16 protein-coding genes and 1 tRNA gene are annotated in these 19,366 nt (G+C 61.9%); 2 read left to right on the top strand and 15 right to left on the bottom strand.

All coding sequences use genetic code 11. The features are described 5' to 3' along the window. Positions 1–9: 9 nt before the first annotated feature. The 10 genes from VKV28_05510 to VKV28_05465 form a co-directional block, all read right to left on the bottom strand. The gene (locus VKV28_05510) at positions 10–1,044 is read right to left on the bottom strand and encodes a tetratricopeptide repeat protein (protein ID HLH76248.1); all 1,035 of its coding nucleotides are present in this window, start codon (positions 1,042–1,044) and stop codon (positions 10–12) included. Continuing rightward, positions 1,034–2,239 carry a threonine ammonia-lyase gene (ilvA, locus tag VKV28_05505; protein ID HLH76247.1) on the bottom strand — a complete coding sequence of 402 codons (1,206 nt, stop codon included), beginning with the start codon at positions 2,237–2,239 and terminating at the stop codon, positions 1,034–1,036. Before ilvA ends, VKV28_05510 begins: the two co-directional genes overlap by 11 nt. Positions 2,240–2,315: 76 nt before the next feature. Beyond that, complete coding sequence (locus VKV28_05500; GenBank protein ID HLH76246.1) at positions 2,316–2,996, bottom strand: hypothetical protein; 681 nt, start codon at positions 2,994–2,996, stop codon at positions 2,316–2,318. Between the two features lie 96 nt (positions 2,997–3,092). Then, a complete protein-coding gene (locus VKV28_05495) occupies positions 3,093–4,358 on the bottom strand; it encodes a Rieske 2Fe-2S domain-containing protein (protein HLH76245.1) in 1,266 nt (421 codons plus the stop codon). Between the two features lie 23 nt (positions 4,359–4,381). Beyond that, on the bottom strand, positions 4,382–5,650 hold the full coding sequence (locus tag VKV28_05490; protein HLH76244.1) for a Rieske 2Fe-2S domain-containing protein: 1,269 nt from the start codon (positions 5,648–5,650) through the stop codon (positions 4,382–4,384). A gap of 94 nt (positions 5,651–5,744) precedes the next feature. Then, complete coding sequence (locus tag VKV28_05485; GenBank protein ID HLH76243.1) at positions 5,745–7,082, bottom strand: aspartate aminotransferase family protein; 1,338 nt, start codon at positions 7,080–7,082, stop codon at positions 5,745–5,747. A gap of 109 nt (positions 7,083–7,191) precedes the next feature. Then, a complete protein-coding gene (locus VKV28_05480) occupies positions 7,192–8,769 on the bottom strand; it encodes a DHA2 family efflux MFS transporter permease subunit (GenBank protein ID HLH76242.1) in 1,578 nt (525 codons plus the stop codon). 70 nt (positions 8,770–8,839) lie between these two features. Further along, positions 8,840–9,865, bottom strand: coding sequence for an HlyD family secretion protein (locus VKV28_05475; protein ID HLH76241.1), 1,026 nt, complete (start codon positions 9,863–9,865; stop codon positions 8,840–8,842). A 19-nt stretch (positions 9,866–9,884) separates the two neighbouring features. Further along, positions 9,885–11,336: an efflux transporter outer membrane subunit gene (locus VKV28_05470; protein ID HLH76240.1), complete on the bottom strand. Its 1,452-nt coding sequence runs from the start codon at positions 11,334–11,336 to the stop codon at positions 9,885–9,887. A gap of 49 nt (positions 11,337–11,385) precedes the next feature. Then, entirely contained in the window at positions 11,386–11,994 is a 609-nt protein-coding gene (locus tag VKV28_05465) for a TetR/AcrR family transcriptional regulator (GenBank protein HLH76239.1), read from the bottom strand. A gap of 246 nt (positions 11,995–12,240) precedes the next feature. Here VKV28_05465 and VKV28_05460 point away from each other — a divergent pair, with 246 nt between their 5' ends. Continuing rightward, the gene (locus VKV28_05460) at positions 12,241–13,212 is read left to right on the top strand and encodes a hypothetical protein (protein HLH76238.1); all 972 of its coding nucleotides are present in this window, start codon (positions 12,241–12,243) and stop codon (positions 13,210–13,212) included. A 77-nt stretch (positions 13,213–13,289) separates the two neighbouring features. On the opposite strand, the gene VKV28_05455 is transcribed toward VKV28_05460, so the two are convergent. Together VKV28_05455 and VKV28_05450 are read right to left on the bottom strand one after the other, a co-directional pair. After that, positions 13,290–14,588 carry a Rieske 2Fe-2S domain-containing protein gene (locus VKV28_05455; protein HLH76237.1) on the bottom strand — a complete coding sequence of 433 codons (1,299 nt, stop codon included), beginning with the start codon at positions 14,586–14,588 and terminating at the stop codon, positions 13,290–13,292. Positions 14,589–14,619: 31 nt separating this feature from the next. After that, entirely contained in the window at positions 14,620–15,867 is a 1,248-nt protein-coding gene (locus VKV28_05450; GenBank protein HLH76236.1) for a Rieske 2Fe-2S domain-containing protein, read from the bottom strand. A gap of 184 nt (positions 15,868–16,051) precedes the next feature. Here VKV28_05450 and VKV28_05445 point away from each other — a divergent pair, with 184 nt between their 5' ends. Next, positions 16,052–17,290: a flavin-dependent oxidoreductase gene (locus tag VKV28_05445; protein HLH76235.1), complete on the top strand. Its 1,239-nt coding sequence runs from the start codon at positions 16,052–16,054 to the stop codon at positions 17,288–17,290. A 281-nt stretch (positions 17,291–17,571) separates the two neighbouring features. Here the strand turns inward: VKV28_05445 and VKV28_05440 are convergent. The 3 genes from VKV28_05440 to VKV28_05430 all read right to left on the bottom strand — a co-directional run. Then, a tRNA-Asn gene (locus VKV28_05440) sits at positions 17,572–17,647 on the bottom strand. Positions 17,648–17,783: 136 nt separating this feature from the next. Further along, positions 17,784–18,038, bottom strand: a complete 255-nt coding sequence (locus VKV28_05435) for a hypothetical protein (GenBank protein ID HLH76234.1) — start codon at positions 18,036–18,038, stop codon at positions 17,784–17,786. A 250-nt stretch (positions 18,039–18,288) separates the two neighbouring features. Beyond that, positions 18,289–19,366, bottom strand: a 1,078-nt coding sequence (locus VKV28_05430) for an ATP-binding protein (protein ID HLH76233.1), incomplete at its 5' end; no start/stop codon positions are given.

The following is a 19,366-nucleotide window of genomic DNA, read 5'->3' as shown; positions in this document are numbered from 1 at the left end:
CGGCCGCCCCTAGTCGCCACATTTGGGCGCATCCGGCTGACGCCCGATCTGGAGCAGCGCGGTGAGGGCAGGTCCGCCCCAGTGCCCCTGGTTGCGCAACTGCTCGCTGTTGCATAGATAGCCGGGCGCTAGCGCCACCGCTTGCCGGTAGCTATCCAGCGCGCGACCGGGCATCCCCAGCCGTGCGTAGCCGATGCTCATCGCCGCCAGTGCGTCGGGATTGTGCGGATCCAGCTTGGCCGCGGTTTGCCATTGATTCATCGCGCCGTTGATATTGCCGGTGTCGAACAGCACGAATCCCAGCACATTATGGACGACGACATTGTCCGGCCTGACTTGAGTGGCGTACTGCAACTCCTTAGCGGCGGCGTTTACGTCGCCGCTTTGATAATAGGCAATACCGAGGTTGACGTGGGCGGCGAAATCACGCGGATCCAGAGCCAGTGCTTGCCGATACTGGTAGATGGCGTCGCGCAGGTCGCCCTGCCCCCGCAGTGCGACACCCAGATCATTGTGGGCGCCCGGATTGTTGGGGTCCAATTTCAGCGCGGCGCGATATTCGTCGATGGCGCCGTTGAAGTCGCCGGTGGAATCCAATGCCCGGGCCAGTAGGCGATGAGTGCGGGCTAGCGTTGGGTCGATTGCCAGGGCCTGCCGATACTGGTCGATTGCACCCAGCAGGTCGCCCTGGCGCTCCATCAACACGCCCAGGTTGTTGTGCGCCTTGGCGTCGCGTGGGTTGTCTTGCAAGGCCAGCCGAAACTCACTGGCCGCCGCCTGGAGATCACCTTGCTGGGCCAGCAGCACGCCGCGGTTGTAGTGGGATTCGCTTACCGCCACCGTCCCCGGAGGGGCCGGTGCTCCCAACGCCTGCTGGCCGCCACCCTGCTGGCCGATGGCGGCTGCCCCACCGTTTGGCGCCTGGCCCAGGTTGGAGCCTTGGTCGGGGGGCAACATGGTAATCACCTCGCGCGGGCTATCGTTCCCGCAGCCGAGTGCGACCACCAGCAGCACGGCTAAGACCACTCCCGCACTAATTTTCAAGATGGTAGCCGTTTTTCTGCAGTGCCTCCCTCAGTTCCGCGATATGGTCGGGACCGCGGGTTTCCACTTCTACCTGCACTCGCGCCGCGCCCAGTGCTACGTCGCGTTGATTGCGTTCATGATCGATCGCATGGATGTTGGCGCCCCGGCTGCCGATCAACGCCAGGACTCGGCTCAGTTCGCTGGGGCGGTCGGCCAGCTTCACGCTGAAGCGCCACAGGCGGCCGCTTTTGACCAGCCCGTGGCCGATCATGCGGTCAAGCAGATTGATGTCGATATTGCCGCCGCTGACCACGATCACCACCCGTTTGCCACGCAGCGCCGGCCCCAGCTTAAGCGCTCCAGCCAACGCCGTGGCACCCGCACCTTCGGCCAACAACTTCATCCGTTCCAACAACAGCAGGACCGCTTCGCCTATCGCGAAATCGTCTACGCTGACAACCTCGCGCAGGTGCCCGTGCAATAAGGCGTAAGGCAGCTCACCCAGTTTGCCGGTGGCCAGACCGTCGGCGATGGTTTCTACCGGTCCGGGCACACCGCTGGCAGCCTGGCGTGCTAGGCTCACAGATAGTTGAGGGGAGCCGGCTGCTTCCACCCCGATCACTTCGGCGGCGGGCGCACGCGCGGCCAGGGCCTGGACAATCCCCGCGATAAGTCCGCCGCCGCCCACCGGTACCATCACCACGTTGGCGTCGACTTCCGCCGCGATTTCCAGCCCAATGCTTCCCTGGCCGGCGATCACCCAAGGGTCGTCATAAGCATCGATAAAGCTGGGACCGCCGGACGCCGAAATCTCCGCCGCCCGTTGCCGCGCAGCCTGATAATCTACCCCGTGCAGCACCACTTCCTGGCCGTAGCCTCGCGTGGCCTGGACCTTGGCAATCGAAGCGGTTTCGGGCATCACGATCGTGGCCTTGATGCCAGCCTGGGTGGCGGCGAAAGCCAACGCTTGGCCATGGTTGCCGGCGGAGGCTGCGATCACGCCGTGGCGAGCTTGCGCGGGCTCCAGCGCCCGAATCCGGTTATAGGCACCACGAATCTTGAAGGAGCCGGTCTTTTGCAGATTTTCGGGCTTGATCCAGACCTCGGCCCCCAACATGCGTGATAGCGTCGAGCTGTGGGTCAGGGGCGTGGGCTTGGTGACCGAGCGCAGGCGCGCGGCTGCCGCCTCGATCTCCGCGATATTTACCTCCATCGCCGCGCTTCCGGTGAAGGCCCGCTCGCCTGCGTGGCAGGGGGGCCGGCTCTCTGCGCCTGATACATCTTAGGTCTCAATGGCTGGGCGGCTGAAAACGAAAAGGGGTGCATGGGCCAAAGCCGTCGCGCTCGAATTCGTAGCGCATGCAAGTGCCGTCAGCGTAGTTTAAATCCAGCAGCAGGTAGCGGACTCCTTTAGGCTTAACCTGGTTAATGATCGCGCTTAGACTAATCTCGTCGCTGGTGGCGACAGCTACGATTTCAGCTTCCTGGGCACCACTGGCTCGACAAAACTGCTGCGCGCCCTCATCGCTGCTGAAGGCCAACAAGCCCGCCCACGGTGCCAAATTTTCCCGAAAGGCGATCAGCCCGCCGTGGCGATCGAGCAAAAAATAAAGCTCCGGCGATGGCGGCGCGCCGTTCATTCCGTTTCCACCTCGAGTTGCCCGGCGCCAATCGCGCGCGCGCTGCTTGACCAGCGCCGGATAGGAGTAATAGGAGGCGCCGTTAAGCCGCAGAAACGATCCCAAATCGACCCCCTCCAAGTCCAACTTTCCGATCGCCGCGCGCGCCGCCGCGCCGTCCTGGGCCTGGCTGATGGCGTCGAAGAGCTGACGGCCGGCGGCGGATTGAAAATCCTCGCGCACCAGCAGTCCAGCGCTATCCGTTCGGCCCTGCTCCAGGCATTCCAGCATGAAGCGCAGTGCCTTCAACTCGTGGCGGAGCAAATCGACCTGTTTGAGCGGTTGAGCCATGGGCTCAAGCTTATCGTCGCGGCCCCGCCCTCTCAACCGGGTTCGCGCCGATCAGAGCGTGCCGCAGCACGTACCGTTATTACGCGATGGCGCCGGCTAGGGCAGCGGCGGTGGCGGAGCGTAGGCGTCGAGGGTGCGCCAATCGGTCGCCGCCGAATAACGAATTGCCAGTCCTCGCAGCCGACTCAAATTGCAACTCTGCTCGCTGCCCACACCCCCCTCGCCGCGCTGATGGCGGCGCACGGCCTCCAGGAGCGCGCGGCGCACCCGGATAATCACCACGTCGCTTGAGCCCAGGTATTCGCGAGTGCGATCGACGATCGGACCCATGGCTTCCTGCACCACGAAGTCTTCGTACGCAAAGTTACCGGGGATGCCGCTGAAATGGCCTTCCTTCATCGCGCGCCGGTCCTGGCGCCAAAGATTATCCCATCCGCCCATATCGGAGCAGAAATTGTCGAGATTTCCCGAACTGCCTTTAAGCACCCAGGGCAAATCCAGAAATTGCTGGCTGATGGGCTGCTGGGCGTCCCAATGGAAGTACCACTGCGCGCTCCATGCGTCGTCGATCGGTACCGAGCAGATCATATAGCTGGGATTGATGGGTAAGGTGGGGATGAAAGAGTAATAGGGGAAGACCACCTCGCGGATGCGCGCGTAGTTGGTGCCGTCGCCTAGCGGACGCAGCGCGCCCTCGCGAAAGCCGTAGGGGCGCGGGGCGAATTCGAACACCGGCGCGGCAGCCTTGGACCAGCGATAATCGGCGCGGTCGGCGGTGCGGACTGCGCTGAGCGAGCTGCGATGCAAGATTCCATGATGCGCGGAATCGAGCACTCCCTCTAAGCCTTGGAGCCATCCGCAATGCAGGATCGCTACCCGCGCCAAAATGTGGTTGGCTGGCAGGCTGTTGAACTCGAAATTCCAAAACGGCGGGGGTGTTTCCTGCTGACCTAGATATACCCAGATGATAGTGCCGGCTTCACGCACTGGATAATGGCGCACCCGCACCTTGGCGGCGAATTCGGCGCGCCGCTCGGGCGGCTCAGAGGGGACTTCGACCACCTTGCCGGAGACGTCGATTTTCCAGCCGTGGAAGATGCAGGTAAGTGCGTTGTCCTCGTTGCGGGCCAAAGCCAGCGAGGTGCAGCGATGGGGGCAACCCTCGTCGAAGAAGCCCACTCGCCCGTCGGTTGAGCGGAAGGCGACAAAGTTCTCGCCGAACAAGCGCACTCGCACCGGAGCCCCGTCGGCCTCCAACTTTTGCGCGCGCAGCGCCGGGGTCCAATATTCGCGCAGGTACGCGCCCATCGGGCTTGACGGCCCGACCTGACACAATAATTCGTTTTCTTCTCTGGTCAGCATGATTTTGCGTCCAGGCGGCGATTTCAGGCCGTTTGCACGGGCTGCGGCGGATTGAAGGAATCCAGTTCGGTCCAATCCTGCTCTTTGGGATAACGGATCGCCAATGCGCGTACCGCGCTGTAGTCGATTTCAGCGTTTTGCCAGGGGATCACTCCGGCGCGCGCATAAGCGCGGGCCGCTTCCATCATGACGCGACGGGTGCGGATGATCACTGTGTCGCTCTGGCCCAGGTATTCGCGCGTGCGATCGACAATGGGTCCCATCGATTCCTCCACCACGAAATCTTCGTAGGGGACAACGTGCATGATCCCGGTCCAATGTCCTTCCTTCATCGCGCGGCGATCCTGATGCCACAGATTAGCGATATTGCCCATGTCGGAGCAGAAATTGTCGGGGTCGCCCGAGGTCCCCTTGATGCGCGAATCCAGGTAGGCCTGGGTCAGCGGTGCCTTGGGGTCGTAGCGCACGTACCATTGGGCGGTCCATTCGTCGTCGATCGGGATCGCGCAGATCAGGCTACAAGGCGAATTGGGGTTGTTAGGGATGAAGGAATAGAAGGGAAGGACGACCTCGCGAATGCGCGCATAATTGCAGCCGTCGGGCAGTGCTCGCAGCGCGCCCTCGCGAAAACCGTAGGGCCGCTCCAGCATCTCGAAAACCGGCCCAGTGTCGGCGTTGGCATAGGCCAGGTCCTCGATCGAATTGGCGCGATAGGCGGAGATGAAACCCTTGTGCAGGATGCCCAAATGGGCCGAATCCAACACCGCTTCCAGGCCCTGGAACCAGTTGCAATGCATCACCGCGCGCTGCACGTACACCTGCGGCTGCGGCAGGTGGTTGAACTCGAAATTGTAGAACCTGGGCGCCGACGAGCGTCGCCCCAAATATACCCAGACCATCCCCCCAGCCTCGCGCACCGGATAATGGCGCACGCGAACCTTGGCGGCGAACTCGGCGCGCCGCTCGGGCGGTTCAGAGGGGACTTCGACGACCTTGCCCGAGACGTCGATTTTCCACCCGTGGAAGATGCAGGTAAGGGCGTTGTCTTCGTTGCGCGCCAAGGCCAGCGAAGTGCAGCGATGAGGGCAACCTTCGTCGAAGAAGCCTACCCGCCCGTCGGTGGCCCGAAAGGCGACGAAATTTTCGCCCATCAGACGCACCCGCACCGGGGCCCCGTCGGCCTCCAGCGCGGCGCTACGCAGCGCGGGCATCCAATACTCGCGCAACAGCGCTCCCATCGGTGTACCTGGACCCACGCGGGTCAGCAATTCGTTCTCTTCGCGGGTCAGCATCATGAACCTCCTGGCTTGCAGGCGACAGGCGCGTAATGAGAGCCGGCGCGGGTCATTGTCCTTTCGCACTGGCTGGTCGCGGCTGTCAAATCAATTACTCCAGCCCACCGATTACCTTGCTTAAGATATCAAACATCTGGTCGATTTGCCCGCGCTCCACGATCAGCGGGGGCGACAGCGCGATGATATCACCGGTGATGCGAATCAGCAGTCCGGCCTCAAAGCAGCGCTTCAGGGCCTGGTATCCACGCGCGCCGGCACGCCCTTCTCTTGGTTCCAGCTCAAGGCCGGCGACCAGGCCCAAATTGCGAATGTCGATGACATGGGGCAAGCCGCGCAGACTGTGGGCGGCATCCTCGAAATAGGGCGCCAGTTCGCGAGCGCGGGCAAACAAACCCTCTTCGGCGTAAGTCTGTAACGTCGCCACGCAGGCCGCCGAGGCCACCGGATGACCGGAATAGGTGTAGCCGTGGGGCAGCTCGATTCCCTCCTTGACGCTTTGCACGATGGTGTCGTGAAGCTCGCGGCGCACCGCCACCGCGCCCATCGGAATCATGCCATTGGTCAACCCCTTAGCCAGGGTAATCATGTCCGGTACCACGCCAAAATATTCGCTGGCCAGGCTGGCACCAAGGCGGCCGAAGCCGGTGATTACCTCGTCGAAGATCAGCAGTATTGCGTGGCGGGTGCACAACTCGCGCAAGCGCTCCAGATAACCCCGCGGCGGCACCAATACACCGGTCGATCCCGCCAGCGGCTCGACGATTACGGCGGCGATGGTCGAAGCGTCGTGCAAGGCCACGATCTGCTCCAGCGCGTCGGCCAGATGTTCACCCCAGGCGGGCTGGCCGCGGGTGAAGGCATTGTGAGCTAGGTCATGGGTATGTGGGAGATGATCGGCGCCGGGTAGCAGCGCGCCATACAGCTTGCGGTTACCGCCGATTCCGCCCACTGTAAGCCCACCGAAGCCGACCCCGTGATAGGCCCGCTCGCGGCCAATCAGCCGCTGACGCTGTCCTTCGCCACGAATGCGATGGTAGGCCAACGCGATCTTGAGGGCGCTGTCAACCGACTCCGAACCGGAGTTGGTGAAGAAAATCCGGTCCAGCCCGGCAGGCATCAATTCTGCCACTGCCGCCGCGGCCTCGAAGGCCAGCGGATGGCCCATTTGAAAAGAGGGGGCGAAATCCAGCCGCGCTGCCTGCTCCTGCACTGCGGCCACGATTTTGGGCCGCGAGTGGCCAGCATTGACGCACCACAAGCCGGATGTGGCGTCGAGGATGCGTCGGCCGTCCGCGGCGATATAATGCATGTCCTGCGCTGCCACTAACATCCGCGGAGCGTCTTTGAAGTCGCGGTTAGCGGTAAAAGGCATCCAGAAATGTTCAAGGTTGGGCGTCGCGGCCTGAGCGCGACCGGCAGCATCAGCCATTCATTTGCCTCCGCTGGAGGGATTGGGACGCGCCAAGCGCGGTCCTTGTATTGAATAACTCCCCACCCTCAGCTCCTGTGTCAAACCGCGCGCCTGAGGCCTTGTCGCGCTACTCGCTCACCACTTCGCCCCCGCCCAGGGGCGGTCGCTTGGGTAGGAGAAAAATTAACGGCAGTACAGCCAGCGCCATCAGCAAGGAGATCCAGTTGGCGTCGTTATAAGCCATCATGGTGGCCTGCTGGTTCAGTGTGCGGTTGACGATGGCCACCGCCCGCATGGCGGCGTCGGGCGCGCTGTAGCCGCCGGCCAGCAAGCGCGCTGCCAGTCCCTGGCGCATCAGCAGGTAGCTGTGGCTGGCGTTGGTCAGATGGGGGATTAGAGCGGCGCGATGAAATTGCTCGCGCCGTGCGATCACGGTGGCGAGCAAAGCGTAGGCCAGGTTGCCGGCGATACGCCGGCTTAGAGTGTACAGGCCTGAGGCGTCAGTCATGTGGGTGCGGGAAATGGTACTGAGCGAGAGCGTGCTGAGCGGCACCATCGACAAGCCCATGCCGGCGCCCATCAGCAGCAGCGGCAGGACTAGGGTGTAGAACCCGATGTCCAGCGACAAGTGTGACAGTTGCCACTGACTGGCCACCAAAGCGAAGAAGCCCAGCAAGGTAAGCAGGCGAGGGCTGGTGAAATTGTAGATCCAGCCCAGTATCGGCATCAGCGTCAGCATCGCCAGCGCGCGCGGCATCAATGAGATACCGGCCTGGTAGGCGGAATAACCCAACTGGTCCTGAGTCAACTGTGGGATTAAAAAAGTCGAGCCGTAGAGCACAAAGCCCAGCAAACCACCCAGCGCCGAGCCGATTGCCAACTCGCGATTGGCCAGCAGGCGAAAATTGATGATCGGCTCGTTGGTCAGCAGCTCGCGTGCCACCAGTGCGCCTAGCGCAAGCACCGCCACTACCGTACCTCCAAGCACCCAGCGCGAAGCGAACCAGTCCACCTCCTGGCCGCGTTCGAGCACGATCTGCATGGCGGTCAGCCCCACGCTGAGCAGGGCTATCCCTGACCAATCGACCCGCTGCAAGCCGCGTTTTAGATAGGGCGGGTCGCGCACAAAGGCCAGTACCATCAGGATACCGGCCACGCAAAACGGCACGTTGACGTAAAACACCCAGCGCCAGCCGTAATTGTCCACCAGCAGGCCACCGATCACAGGGCCCGCCGCCGGAGCCAACAGCACCCCCATGCCGTAAATCGCCATCGCCATGCCCTGCTCGGCCGGGGGAAAGGTTTCCCTGAGAATGGCCTGGGCGCAGGGGATCAAGCTGCCGCCGCCGGTGCCTTGGACCACCCGCCAAAGCAACATCTGAGCGAAGGTCTGGGAGGTTCCGGCCAGCACCGAACCGGTGGTAAACAGGATCATCGAGGCTAGGAACAGCCGTTTGCGGCCAAACAATGCGCTCCACCATGCCGCCATCGTGATCATGATCATCTCGGCGATGCTGTAGGAGGTCGAGACCCAGGTGATGGTCAGCAGATCCTGGCTAAAGCTGCCCATCATGTGTGGCATTGCCACGTTGACGATGCTGACGTCCATCACCGACAGCACGGTACCAAACATGATGGATGCGGTGATCAGCCACTTGTTAGCGGTAGGCGCAAGAGAAGAGGCTTGGCGCGGAGCGGTGGCCACCTGAATCTCTACTCCGCCACTTGACTATCAGCCACGCGAGCGCAGCGATCGGCGCCGGTGTGCGAGAGGCTCAGCGCAGCCACACTTTGACTTCCACCGATAGGCCCGGCCGCAGATTAGGCGGGTCTTCGTTCTGGTCGAGGCGAATTCTAACCGGCACGCGCTGCACCACCTTGATCCAGTTGCCGGTGGCATTCTCGGGCGGCAGCAGACTGTAGAGCGAGCCCGTAGCGCCACCCAGGCCTTGGACATAGCCCTGTAAATCCACCCCCAGCGCATCGACATGAACAGTTGCAGCTTGGCCGGGATGGATCCCGCCGATGGCCCCCTCCTTGAAGTTGGCGGTGACCCAGAGATGACCGAGCTGGGTAATCGCCAGCAACCCCTGGCCTGGTTGTACCCGCTCGCCGACTTGAACCGTGCGATCGCCCACCACGCCATCCACCGGTGCCTTGATCTCAGTGTAGCTGAGTTGCAGCAAGGCGTGATCGAGCGCGGCCTGGGCCGCCAGCACAGCAGCTTGGCGCGAGAGCACGGTCTTGAGGGCGGCGTTGGCTTCCGCGCGATCGGCTGCGACATTGGCGCGCGCCACGGCGGCGGCACGCACTCCCTCCAAGTAATTCTCCCGTGGCATCGCGCCGCGCTGCGACAGCACGCGCAAGCGCGGTACGTCCTGCGCGGCCTTGACGTAATTAGCCTGGTCGGCCTCGATCCGGCTAAGCGCGGTCATGCGATCGGCCTTTGCTGTTTCTACCTGAGCCTGGGCCTGGATCAGGTTGGCGCGGGCCTGCTCGACCGCCACTTGGTAGTCGCGTGGATCGATATGCACCAGCAGTTGCCCAGCTTTGACGGATTGAGTGTTGTGGACCAATACGGCCATCACGGTGCCGTCGATCCGGGAACTGACCGGGCTGATGTAGCCGCTGATCTGGGCGTCTTCTGTAGCAACGTAGGAGTTTAGATAACGCCAGAGTTTGAGCCCGCCGACCACGCCTGTGCCGATAATCAGGACCACCACCAAACCGCGCAGCAGCAATCCACCCCAGGAGCGTCCCGCCATCGGAGCAATCGTGGCCTTGTTTTTGTCTTCTACCACTGTTGGAACTTCAACCGCATCATCCCTGCGCGGGGCTCCAGCCTCCGCCCAAGGCCTTAAAGAGCGCAATGAGGTCAAGTGCCATCAGTTGATGGCTTTGCGCCAATTGATCCTGAGCTTCATAAAGCGACCTTTGTGCCTCCAACACGTCTAGATAGCTGCCAATTCCATGAGTGTAGCGATCCTCCGCCAGGTCGGTGGTGCGTTGGGCGGCGGCGACGTTCTGGGCCAGCAGGAGATGGCGCGCACGCTCGTGGGCAAACGCGCTCAGCGCATCCTCGACCTCCTCCAAGGCCTGAAGCACGGTTTTCTTGTAGATGAGAAAGGCCTGCTCCTGCTCGGCGTTGGCCGCGGCCAATTGCGCCCGCAGCCGACCACCCTCGAAGATCGGCAGGGTTAGGGTCGGGCCCACAGTCCAAAAGCGACTGGCCCCTTCGATGAAATTGCTCAGCGCGATTGATTCCAGCCCGACGGTCCCGGTCATCGAAAAATCAGGGAAAAAGGCCGCCGTAGCCACTCCCACCCGCGCGCTGGCCGCGGCCATCTCGCGCTCGGCCGCGCGAATATCGGGCCGTCGGCGCAGTAGCTCAGAGGGTAGGCCTGCGGGTATACGCAGCTTGAGGAGGTTGAGCTGAGAAACGTTCAACAAGGGGTGTGTGGTAGATAGCGAAGAACTGAGCGCCTCCGGCGGGCGGCCCAGCAATACTCCCAACTGATGGATGGTTTGGACCAGCGAAGTTTGCAAAGTGGGGATCGTGGTTTGCGTGGCCAGCATCAAGGAGCGTGCCTGTGCCACGTCCAGTTCGGCCGCGAAGCCCATCTGAAAACGCTCCTGGGTTAGCTCCAACGAAGCCCGTTGCGCCTGGCTATTACTTTGTGCGATCGCGATGCGTCGCTGCAGGGAACGCACATTGACATAATCCTGGCCGACCTCGGCCAGCACCGCCACTTGCACGTCGCGTTGGTTTTCCGCCGCGCGTTCCAGTTCGGCTTGCTGCGCTTGGATGCCGCGGCGGATGCCGCCAAACAAATCCAGATCCCAGCTCGAATTGAAGCCGCCTTCAAACAAGTTGTATTCGACCGGAAAGATCTGGGGAAAGGAGCCGAAGGGCGTATTTTCGCTATAGCGGACGCGGGTGTAGGAAGTGCTGGCGCCCAGCGTGGGGTAAAGGGCCGCGCTGGCTTCACTTTGTAGCGCGCGGGCCTCGCGGACTCGCGCCACCGCATCCATCAGATCCAGGTTGGAGCTCAGGGCCTGCGCCACTAAGCGGTCGAGCACCGGATCGTGGAATCCGTGCCACCATTGCGCCAAGTCGGTCTGGGGGGCCTGAGTAGAGGGCTTCAGATTGGTTTCATAATCGGCGGGTAATTCAAGATTCGGGGGCTTGTAATTGGGCCCGACCATGCAACCGAATTCCAGCACGGCCATGACCGCGAACGCGATTCGCCGGCTGTGCCGCTTGCGAGTCATGTAATCGCAGGCTTGCACGTTTATTGCCCTGCCTCCAAGGGCTCGCGTTTCAGCCCGCCTTTTGGCATCGGCCCGGTTCGACCAGCCGCATCGCCAGCCAGTCCAGAAAATTGTCTTGGGCCTGCTGGAAGCGCTTGCTGCCTGGGCGTACACCAGTAATCAGACGGGCGAACTGGGGAAAGGCGGCCGGAAACAGGATAAGCGCAGTAATCGCCAACATCACCTGCGTGGGATCGATTTCGGGAGCCAGCCGCCCTTCTTCCTGCCAGCGCCTAAAGCGCTCCAAGACGCGCAAGAATAGTACTCGCCGAGGTCGCTCCGCCGCCAGCCTACTGCTCTGTTCCAGGGCTTCCCACTGCAGAAAGCGCACCCATTGGCGATCGGCCCCCGCAGTAAGCGACCAATGACGCAGCGCGCTGGGCAGGTCTTCAGGAGTGCTCTCAACCATTACCGTGCGTTCGGTCAGCTTGCTTTGCAATACTTCGCGATAGAGCTGAGCCTTGGAGCCGAAGCAATAGAACAGCATCCGCTTGTTCACGCCCGCACGCCGGGCAATCAAGTCAGTGCGCGCCCCGGCAAAGCCCCGGGCCGCAAATTCGGCCAGGGCGGCCTTGCGCAGCTGTTCGCGGGTGCGGGCCAGGTCACGCTTGGTGGACACCCGGTTATTATCCAGTTGGTGAATTATTGAGGCAACCGTTCTGATCGCCTACCCCCCGCAAGCATTTTCCAGGGTTAAGGCCGCGGCCTTTACCTGTGTTTGTAACACACACCCCGCGCTACCCGTGTTTCCAGCCCCTCCGATATGTCAAAATGAAAGATGTCAATCACGTAGCGGCTGTGGTGCTGCCGTGACAGTGGCTACATAGCTTACCCCTCGGAAGCGGCAAGCAAGCGTAGGCGGACCATGACGACAAAGAGTACCCGCAGTGTATTGGGTGACGGAGTGGCGGCCGGATTGCTGGGCGGTTTGGCCGTGGCGATTTGGTTTTTGCTTTTTGATGTCGCGCGCGGCCATCCTTTTCAGACTCCTGCGATGCTCGGCTCGGCTTTGCTGCATGCCTCGCCTGTGCCGGCGGACACGATACCCTTCGCTCTTCGCGCGCTCGAATACAGCGTCTTTCACTTTACCATTTTCGCCCTTTTTGGTTTGACGATGGCGTGGCTGATGCTGCTCGCTCGGCCCACTCCGCGCTACCTGTTCGCTATGGTAGCTCTCTTCGCGGTCTTCGAGGTTTTCTTCGTCAGCTTGGTGACGCTCCTGCGGCCCGAGCTCCAGCCCTGGATTAGCGGCTTCAGCGTGCTGGTGGCTAACTTATTGGCGACCGCGGTGATAACCGTCTACTTCTTCGTTCGCAACCCCACCCTGGGCGGTAATTTGCTGGGCGCTGAGCGTCTGAGCGTGGTTACCGAGGGAATTTTGTCCGGGGTTATTGGCGGCTCCATTGTTTCGGCCTGGTTTTTGTTGCTCGATTTAAGAGCGGGTGCCCCGTTACGGACTCCGGCGGCTCTGGGCGCGGCCTTTTTGGGCGACAGCAGGATGGTTACCCAGAGCGTGACGCCTTTCGTGATCGGCTACACCGTGCTGCACTTTTCGGTTTTCATCGCGCTCGGCGTGATCGTCGCCGCGATGCTAGCGGCCTCGGAGCGCCAACCGCTGTTTCGAATTGGATTGGTGCTTGCCTTTGTGCTGCTGGAATTTTGCTTTCTGGGCGTGATTAACGTGATCGACGACTCTCTGTTCGACGTCGTCGGTTCATTGGCTATCACCGCGGGTAATCTGTTGGCCTGCGTGGGAATGTTGGGATTTTTCTTTTTTCGCCATCGCGAGCTCGACGTCTGGCATTATCTGCTTTTCTGGCAGAACCGGCAGGTCTGAGACAACAGCGCCCACGGACGATAGTTCCAACTGGGCTTTTTATCCGATCTCCCAAGGCTGTGGCGCGCTGCTCTGGCTCAGCTCGGCGGGAGCAGGCCGCCGGGCAGCGGCGCGGGAGGAGCGTGCGGATCGATTTCCAGCCAATTGCGCTCGGCCGAATAGCGCAGCGCTAGGGCGCGGATGGAGCTATAATCTAGCGGTTGCTCTTGACCCGGGGCCGGCTTGCCGGCGGCAAAGGCGCGCGCAGCCTCCAGCAGCATCCGACGCGTGCGAATAATCACCGAGTCACTCTGGCCCAGGTACTCGCGGCTGCGATCGACAATGGGCCCCATCGATTCCTGAACGATGAAGTCCTCGAAATTGACGCTGCGCAGCCCGGTCCAATGCCCCTCTTTCATCAGACGCCGGTTCTGATGCCACATGTTGTCCCAGCCGCCCATGTCGGAGCAGAAATTGTCGAAGTCACCCGAGGTATCGCGCATCATGTCCTCGCGGTACTCCGCCGTAATGGGTTGATGGGGGTTGTAGGTGACGTACCACTGCGCGGTCCATTCGTCGTCGATCGGGACCGCGCAGATCATCAGGCAGTTGACCTCGGCGGCGAAGGGAATGAAGGAGAAATAGGGCAGGACAAATTCCCGGATGCGGGCATAGATGGTCCCGTCGCTGAGCCTGCGCAAAGCACCCTCGCGAAAACCGTAAGAACGCGGCGAGAGTTCGAAGACTGGACTGCTGTTGGCGGTGGCGGGCATCAGATTCTCCTGCCCTGCCTTGGGGCCGCGACCCTCCTTGCGGGCTTCGTGGACCCAGCCTGAATGCAGCACGCTGAGGTGGGCGGAATCCAGCACACCCTCCAGCCCTTGGAACCAATTGCAATGCATCTGGGCGCGGCGAATTAGCAACTGGCTGGGCGGCAGCGAGTTGAACTCGAAATTGAAAAAAGTCGGTGGTTGCTCGCGCTTGCCCAGATAGACCCATATGATGCCTCCGGCCTCGCGCACCGGATAATGGCGTACTCGTACCTTGGCAGCGAATTCGGTCCGCCGCTCGGGCGGCTCGGAGGGCACTTCGACCACCTTGCCCGAGACGTCAATCTTCCAGCCGTGGAAGATGCAGGTCAGTGCATTGTCTTCGTTGCGCGCCAGCGCTAGCGAGGTGCAGCGATGGGGGCAACCCTCGTCGAAAAACCCCACCCGCCCATCGGTGGCGCGAAAGGCGACAAAATTTTCGCCGAGCAGACGCACGCGCGCTGGAGCGCCATCGGCCTCCACCTTGGCGCCGCGCAGCGCCGGGGTCCAATATTCACGCAACAGTTCGCCCATCGGGGTGCCGGGGCCGACGCGGGTCAGTAGTTCGTTTTCTTCGCGAGTCAGCATCGCGCTACTTCTCCAATCTCATGCTGAGCGCTCAGAGCTGAGGCGGATTAAGCGTGTCAATCTGGCGCCAGTCCATACTCTCAGGATATTTGATCGCCAAAGCCCGGATTTTGCGGAAATCGATGTTCTCGTCCAGCCACGGTGCCACCTGCCCTTGTTGATAGCCGCGGACCGCCTCCAGCATCATGCGGCGGGCGCGGATAATCACTGTGTCGCTACTGCCCAGATACTCGCGGCTGCGATCCACAATGGCGCCCATCGATTCCTCGACCACGAAGTCTTCATAGGGGATCGATTTGATTCCGGTCCAATGCCCTTGCTTCAACCACGCGCGATCCTGATGCCAGAGATTATCAACGCTGCCCAGGGTAGCGGAAAAATTATCGGGGTTGCCCGAACCCGCATCCAAAAACCATTGCCGTTCCTCGGCGGTCAAGGCTCGATCGTTATACCAATATACCATCCACTGCTTGGTCCATTCGTCGTCGATCGGGACGGAGATGAAAATCGAACCCGGCCGATCGGGCGGATAGGGGATGAACGAGAAGAAAGGGGCGACATACTCGCGGATACGGGCGTAAATCTGGCCGTCGGGCAGGGCGCGCAGGGCGCCTTCGCGAAAGCCGTAGGGCTTGAACACGAACTCAAAGGTGGGGCTGCTGATCGACGACATCGCGACGTTGTTGGAAAACGCTCCGGCCTGTCGCATGTGGCCCGAATGCAGGATTCCGAGGTGGGCCGAATCGAGCACCGCCTCCAATCCCTGGAACCAGTTCGCGTGCATGATCGCCGGCATAGCGATGACGTGGCTGTCGGGCAGGAGGTTGAATTCAAAGTCGTAAAAGCGCGGCGGTTGCGGGCGCGTGCCCAGGTAGACCCACACCATTGAGCCGGCTTCGCGCGCCGGATAATGGCGCACGCGGACCTTGGCGGCGAACTCGGTGCGCCGCTCGGGCGGCTCAGAGGGGACTTCGACCACCTTGCCCGAGACGTCAATCTTCCAGCCGTGGAAGATGCAGGTCAGTGCATTGTCTTCATTACGCGCCAAGGCCAAGGAGGTGCAGCGATGCGGGCAGCCTTCGTCGAAGAAGCCCACGCGACCGTCGGTTGCGCGAAAGGCTACAAAATTCTCGCCCAGCAGACGCACTCGCACCGGAGCTCCGTCGGCCTCCAGCGCTGCACTGCGCAACGCCGGCATCCAGTATTCGCGCAGCAGCGCTCCCATCGGGGTGCCAGGTCCAACCCGGCACAGCAGCTCGTTGTCCGCGTGGGTCAACATCAGCCTTGCCTCCGAATAAGGATTGACTCGGCCCGCACCGGCCCGTAGTCGGATGCATCAACTCCTGTTTAAGATAGTAAATCTTTGGCCGCGTGAAAACCGTGGGTTAACCCTGAGTCGCCACTGGCACCCGGGGTTTGCGGGCGCTACGATTTCAAAAATCGGAAGAAGGAGCGCGCCTACGGTGGAAATTGCGATCATTGGTGGCGGCATTACCGGCCTCAGCTTGGCTCTGCATCTGCATCAGCGCGGCATCGCCTGCCGGGTTTTCGAGCGTGTCGCCGAAGTCAAAGAGCTGGGGGTGGGCATCACCCTGTTGCCCCATGCGATGCGCGAGTTCGCGGCCCTGGGGCTGAGCCAGGAGTTGCTGGCTCAGGGGATTGAGAACCAGGAGAGCTGCTTCTTCAATCGCTTCGGCCAACTCATTTACAAGGAGGCGCGCGGCAAGTTTGGGGGCAATCCTTATCCCGAGGTGGGAATCCATCGCGGCCGCCTACACTTGATTCTCTACCGCGCGGCGCTCAAGCGACTGGGGCCCGAGCGCATCCTGACCAACCATCAATGCGTACGCGTGGAGCAAGACGGCGAGCAGGTTGTGGTCTATCTCAGGGAGAGCACCAGCGGGCGGGCTTTAGAAGCGCAACGAGCCGACGCGGTGATTGATTGCGAAGGGGTGAATTCGGCGGTACGCAAGCAGTTCTATCCCGATGACAAGCTGGCCTTTGGCGGGATCAACACTTGGCGTGGAGTCAGCCGCCACGCCCCGATCCTAACCGGCCGCAGCTACATGCGCATCGGCTCGATTATGACCGGCAAGCTGGTGGTCTATCCGATCATCGACAACTATGACGGTGCCGGCAATCAACTGATCAACTGGATGGCGGAGATTCAGGGCGATCGCTTCACCCAGAACGATTGGAACGCGCCAGGGCGATTGGAAGATTTCTATCCCATCTACCAGAACTGGCGTTTCGATTGGTTGGACGTGGCGGCGATGATCCGCCAGGCCGAGTTCATCCTGGAATATCCGATGGTGGACAAGGACCCCATCGAGCAATGGGTCTTTGGGCGAGTCGCGCTGGCGGGCGACGCTGCTCATCCGATGTATCCCCGCGGATCCAACGGCGCGGCGCAAGGTGTGATCGACGCGCGCACGCTGGCCGAAAGCCTGGCGCAATACGAGAGCCTTCCGCGCGCGCTCAAGGAATACGAAAACCGTCGGCTGCCGGCCGCCAACCGCGTGGTACGCACCAACCGCAGCAATCCGCCCGACATTATCAATATCCGGGTGGAAGAGCTGGTCGGCGACCGCCCCTTCGAAGATCTCGACCGCTACATTACACAAGACCAGTTGCAGGCGCTCTCCAACCAGTACAAGCAGATCGCCGGCTTTGCGATGGAAGATCTGGGCGAGCGGCGCTGACCCCCGGTCGGGGCGAGACAAGGCACGCTGTGCCAAACAGCCACCGTTGTAAAAGGCGGCTTTCTTCCCCTAAGGGTCGGGGCGTCTTGGGTCTGCGCGAGCCATCCATGCATTGGATGACAATAGCGTAGGCTTAAGGCCACGCGCCCAGCCAGCCGCCATTTTTCACAGCAGCTTGCATCCGCTGCGCGCACCCTGGGAGACCGTCCGAGCTGCTGGCAGACCGCCAATGATGGGGGTCTCGGTCCGCGGCCCTACCGAGCTCTATTTTAAGAGAATGTTGGCTCCCCGGGCCGGATTCGAACCAGCGACATGACGGTTAACAGCCGTCCGCTCTACCGACTGAGCTACCGGGGAGCATCGAACATGCGGAGCTTATTTAGCTAGCGACTCGCCGGGGGTAAAGCAAGTCGTGACCTGCCGGGCGCGCGCCAATTTATCGGCTTGGAAGTCATGACATCTACCCCGTCGTGGCTTATTGTCCTGCAAAGGCCTAACGCGAGGGAGTGGCGGTTGGGGTGCTCGTGCTTTGGCTGACCAGCACGCTGGCTTTTTGAGCCAAACTGCGGGCGCTCAGATAATCCTGGTCGGCGAAGGCCTGCCGAGCGCTGGCGATCATCGCCCGCGCGGTGCCCAACTGAGCCCGGTTGGCAGGGCCGACAGACTGCAATTGCCGCTGGGCGGCGTCGATCGCCGCCTGCGCTATCAGGCGATCCTCCTGCCCCAGGCCGCTGTCGGAACTGATCACTGGCGGAGCGCTAGGAGCAGTGGGTGGTGGCGTGCTGTGCGTCGGTTTGCGGCGGCGCGCGGCGGTGTGCGGTTTCGGCGGCGGCGGCGCGGTTGGCGCTTGCGAGACCGCGGCGGGGACCATGCTCGAGGCGGGCGCGGATGGCGGCGGTTTGGGCGGCGCTGGCTGCCACCACGCTTGCAAGCCAGGGAGCGTCGTACAGCCAGCTAAGCCCACCGCCAGGATCGCAGTGCAGGCCAAGCCGGCCGGCTTACGCCTGGGCGTCCAGCCGGTCATGAGCTTTCTGGCCTGTCGGCAAGTTGATGGTAAAGGTGGTCCCCACGCCCACTTCTGAGGCCACATCGATCGATCCGCCTTGGACGTCGATCGCTCGCGCGGCCAGCGATAAGCCAAGCCCGTTGCCACCCTCTTTGGTGGTGAAATAGAGGTTGAAGATGTGGGCTAGGTTTTCGGGCGCGATCCCTTCCCCCTGATCGCTTATTCGAACCGTGACGAAACCATCGCCCGAGTTGCTGGTACGCAAACTTAAAACCCCACCCTCGGCCATCGCCTCGACCGCATTGTTGGCGATATTCTTGAGGGCTTCGGCGAGCAGGTCGCGGTCGGCTTGAATCGATGGCAATGTCTCGGCCAGTTGGTATTCGACGCGGGTCTTGGCAGTTATTTGGGCGCCAATTTCCCGCAACAGTTGATTGACGTCAACTTGCGTAAGTCTCAATTGCTCAGGTCGCATAAACCGCATCAGCGCATCGATTATACCATCCAAACGACGGATTTCATGCCGGATGCGCTCGATTCGCGGGGTCAGGGCCTTGCCTGCCTCCACGTCCTGACGCAGTAGCTCCAACTGTAACACCATCACGTTAAGCGGCTTGCGGATCTGATGGGCGACGCCCGACAACAGGCCGCCCAAACGGGCTAAGCGGCTGGATTGCTCGATGATCGATTCCAGCTCGCGCACTTGCTGCAAGTCGCGCATGATGACCAGCAGGCCGGCGGATTCTTGGGCTTGGCCCAGTGAAAAAATTGACACTAGGTAGGTTCGTTCGCCATGGGCGCGATCCAGGCGAAAAGCCACCCCGCGCACCTCGGTGCCGGTGCTCAAGGCGGGCTCTACCAGTTGCATGAGGGGGTGGGCGGCGCCCAGCAGCAAACGCAACGGCTTGCCCTCGTTGAGTCCGTTGGCGTCCAGGCCCAAGCGCTCCCGGGCTTCGCGGTTGGCGAACAGCAGAACGCCTTCGCCGTCCACCAGGAGCGCTGCGTCGGTCATCGCGCGGATCGAGCCGACCACATTGCCGCGCTCGTTCTCCCAGCGGATGCGGTCGGAC

Source organism: Candidatus Binataceae bacterium (genome assembly GCA_035294265.1).
In the GTDB taxonomy this organism is placed as follows: Bacteria; Desulfobacterota; Binatia; order Binatales; family Binataceae; genus DATGLK01.
Note: the sequence above shows the minus strand (reverse complement) of the source record. Positions and strands in the feature narration are given on the sequence as shown.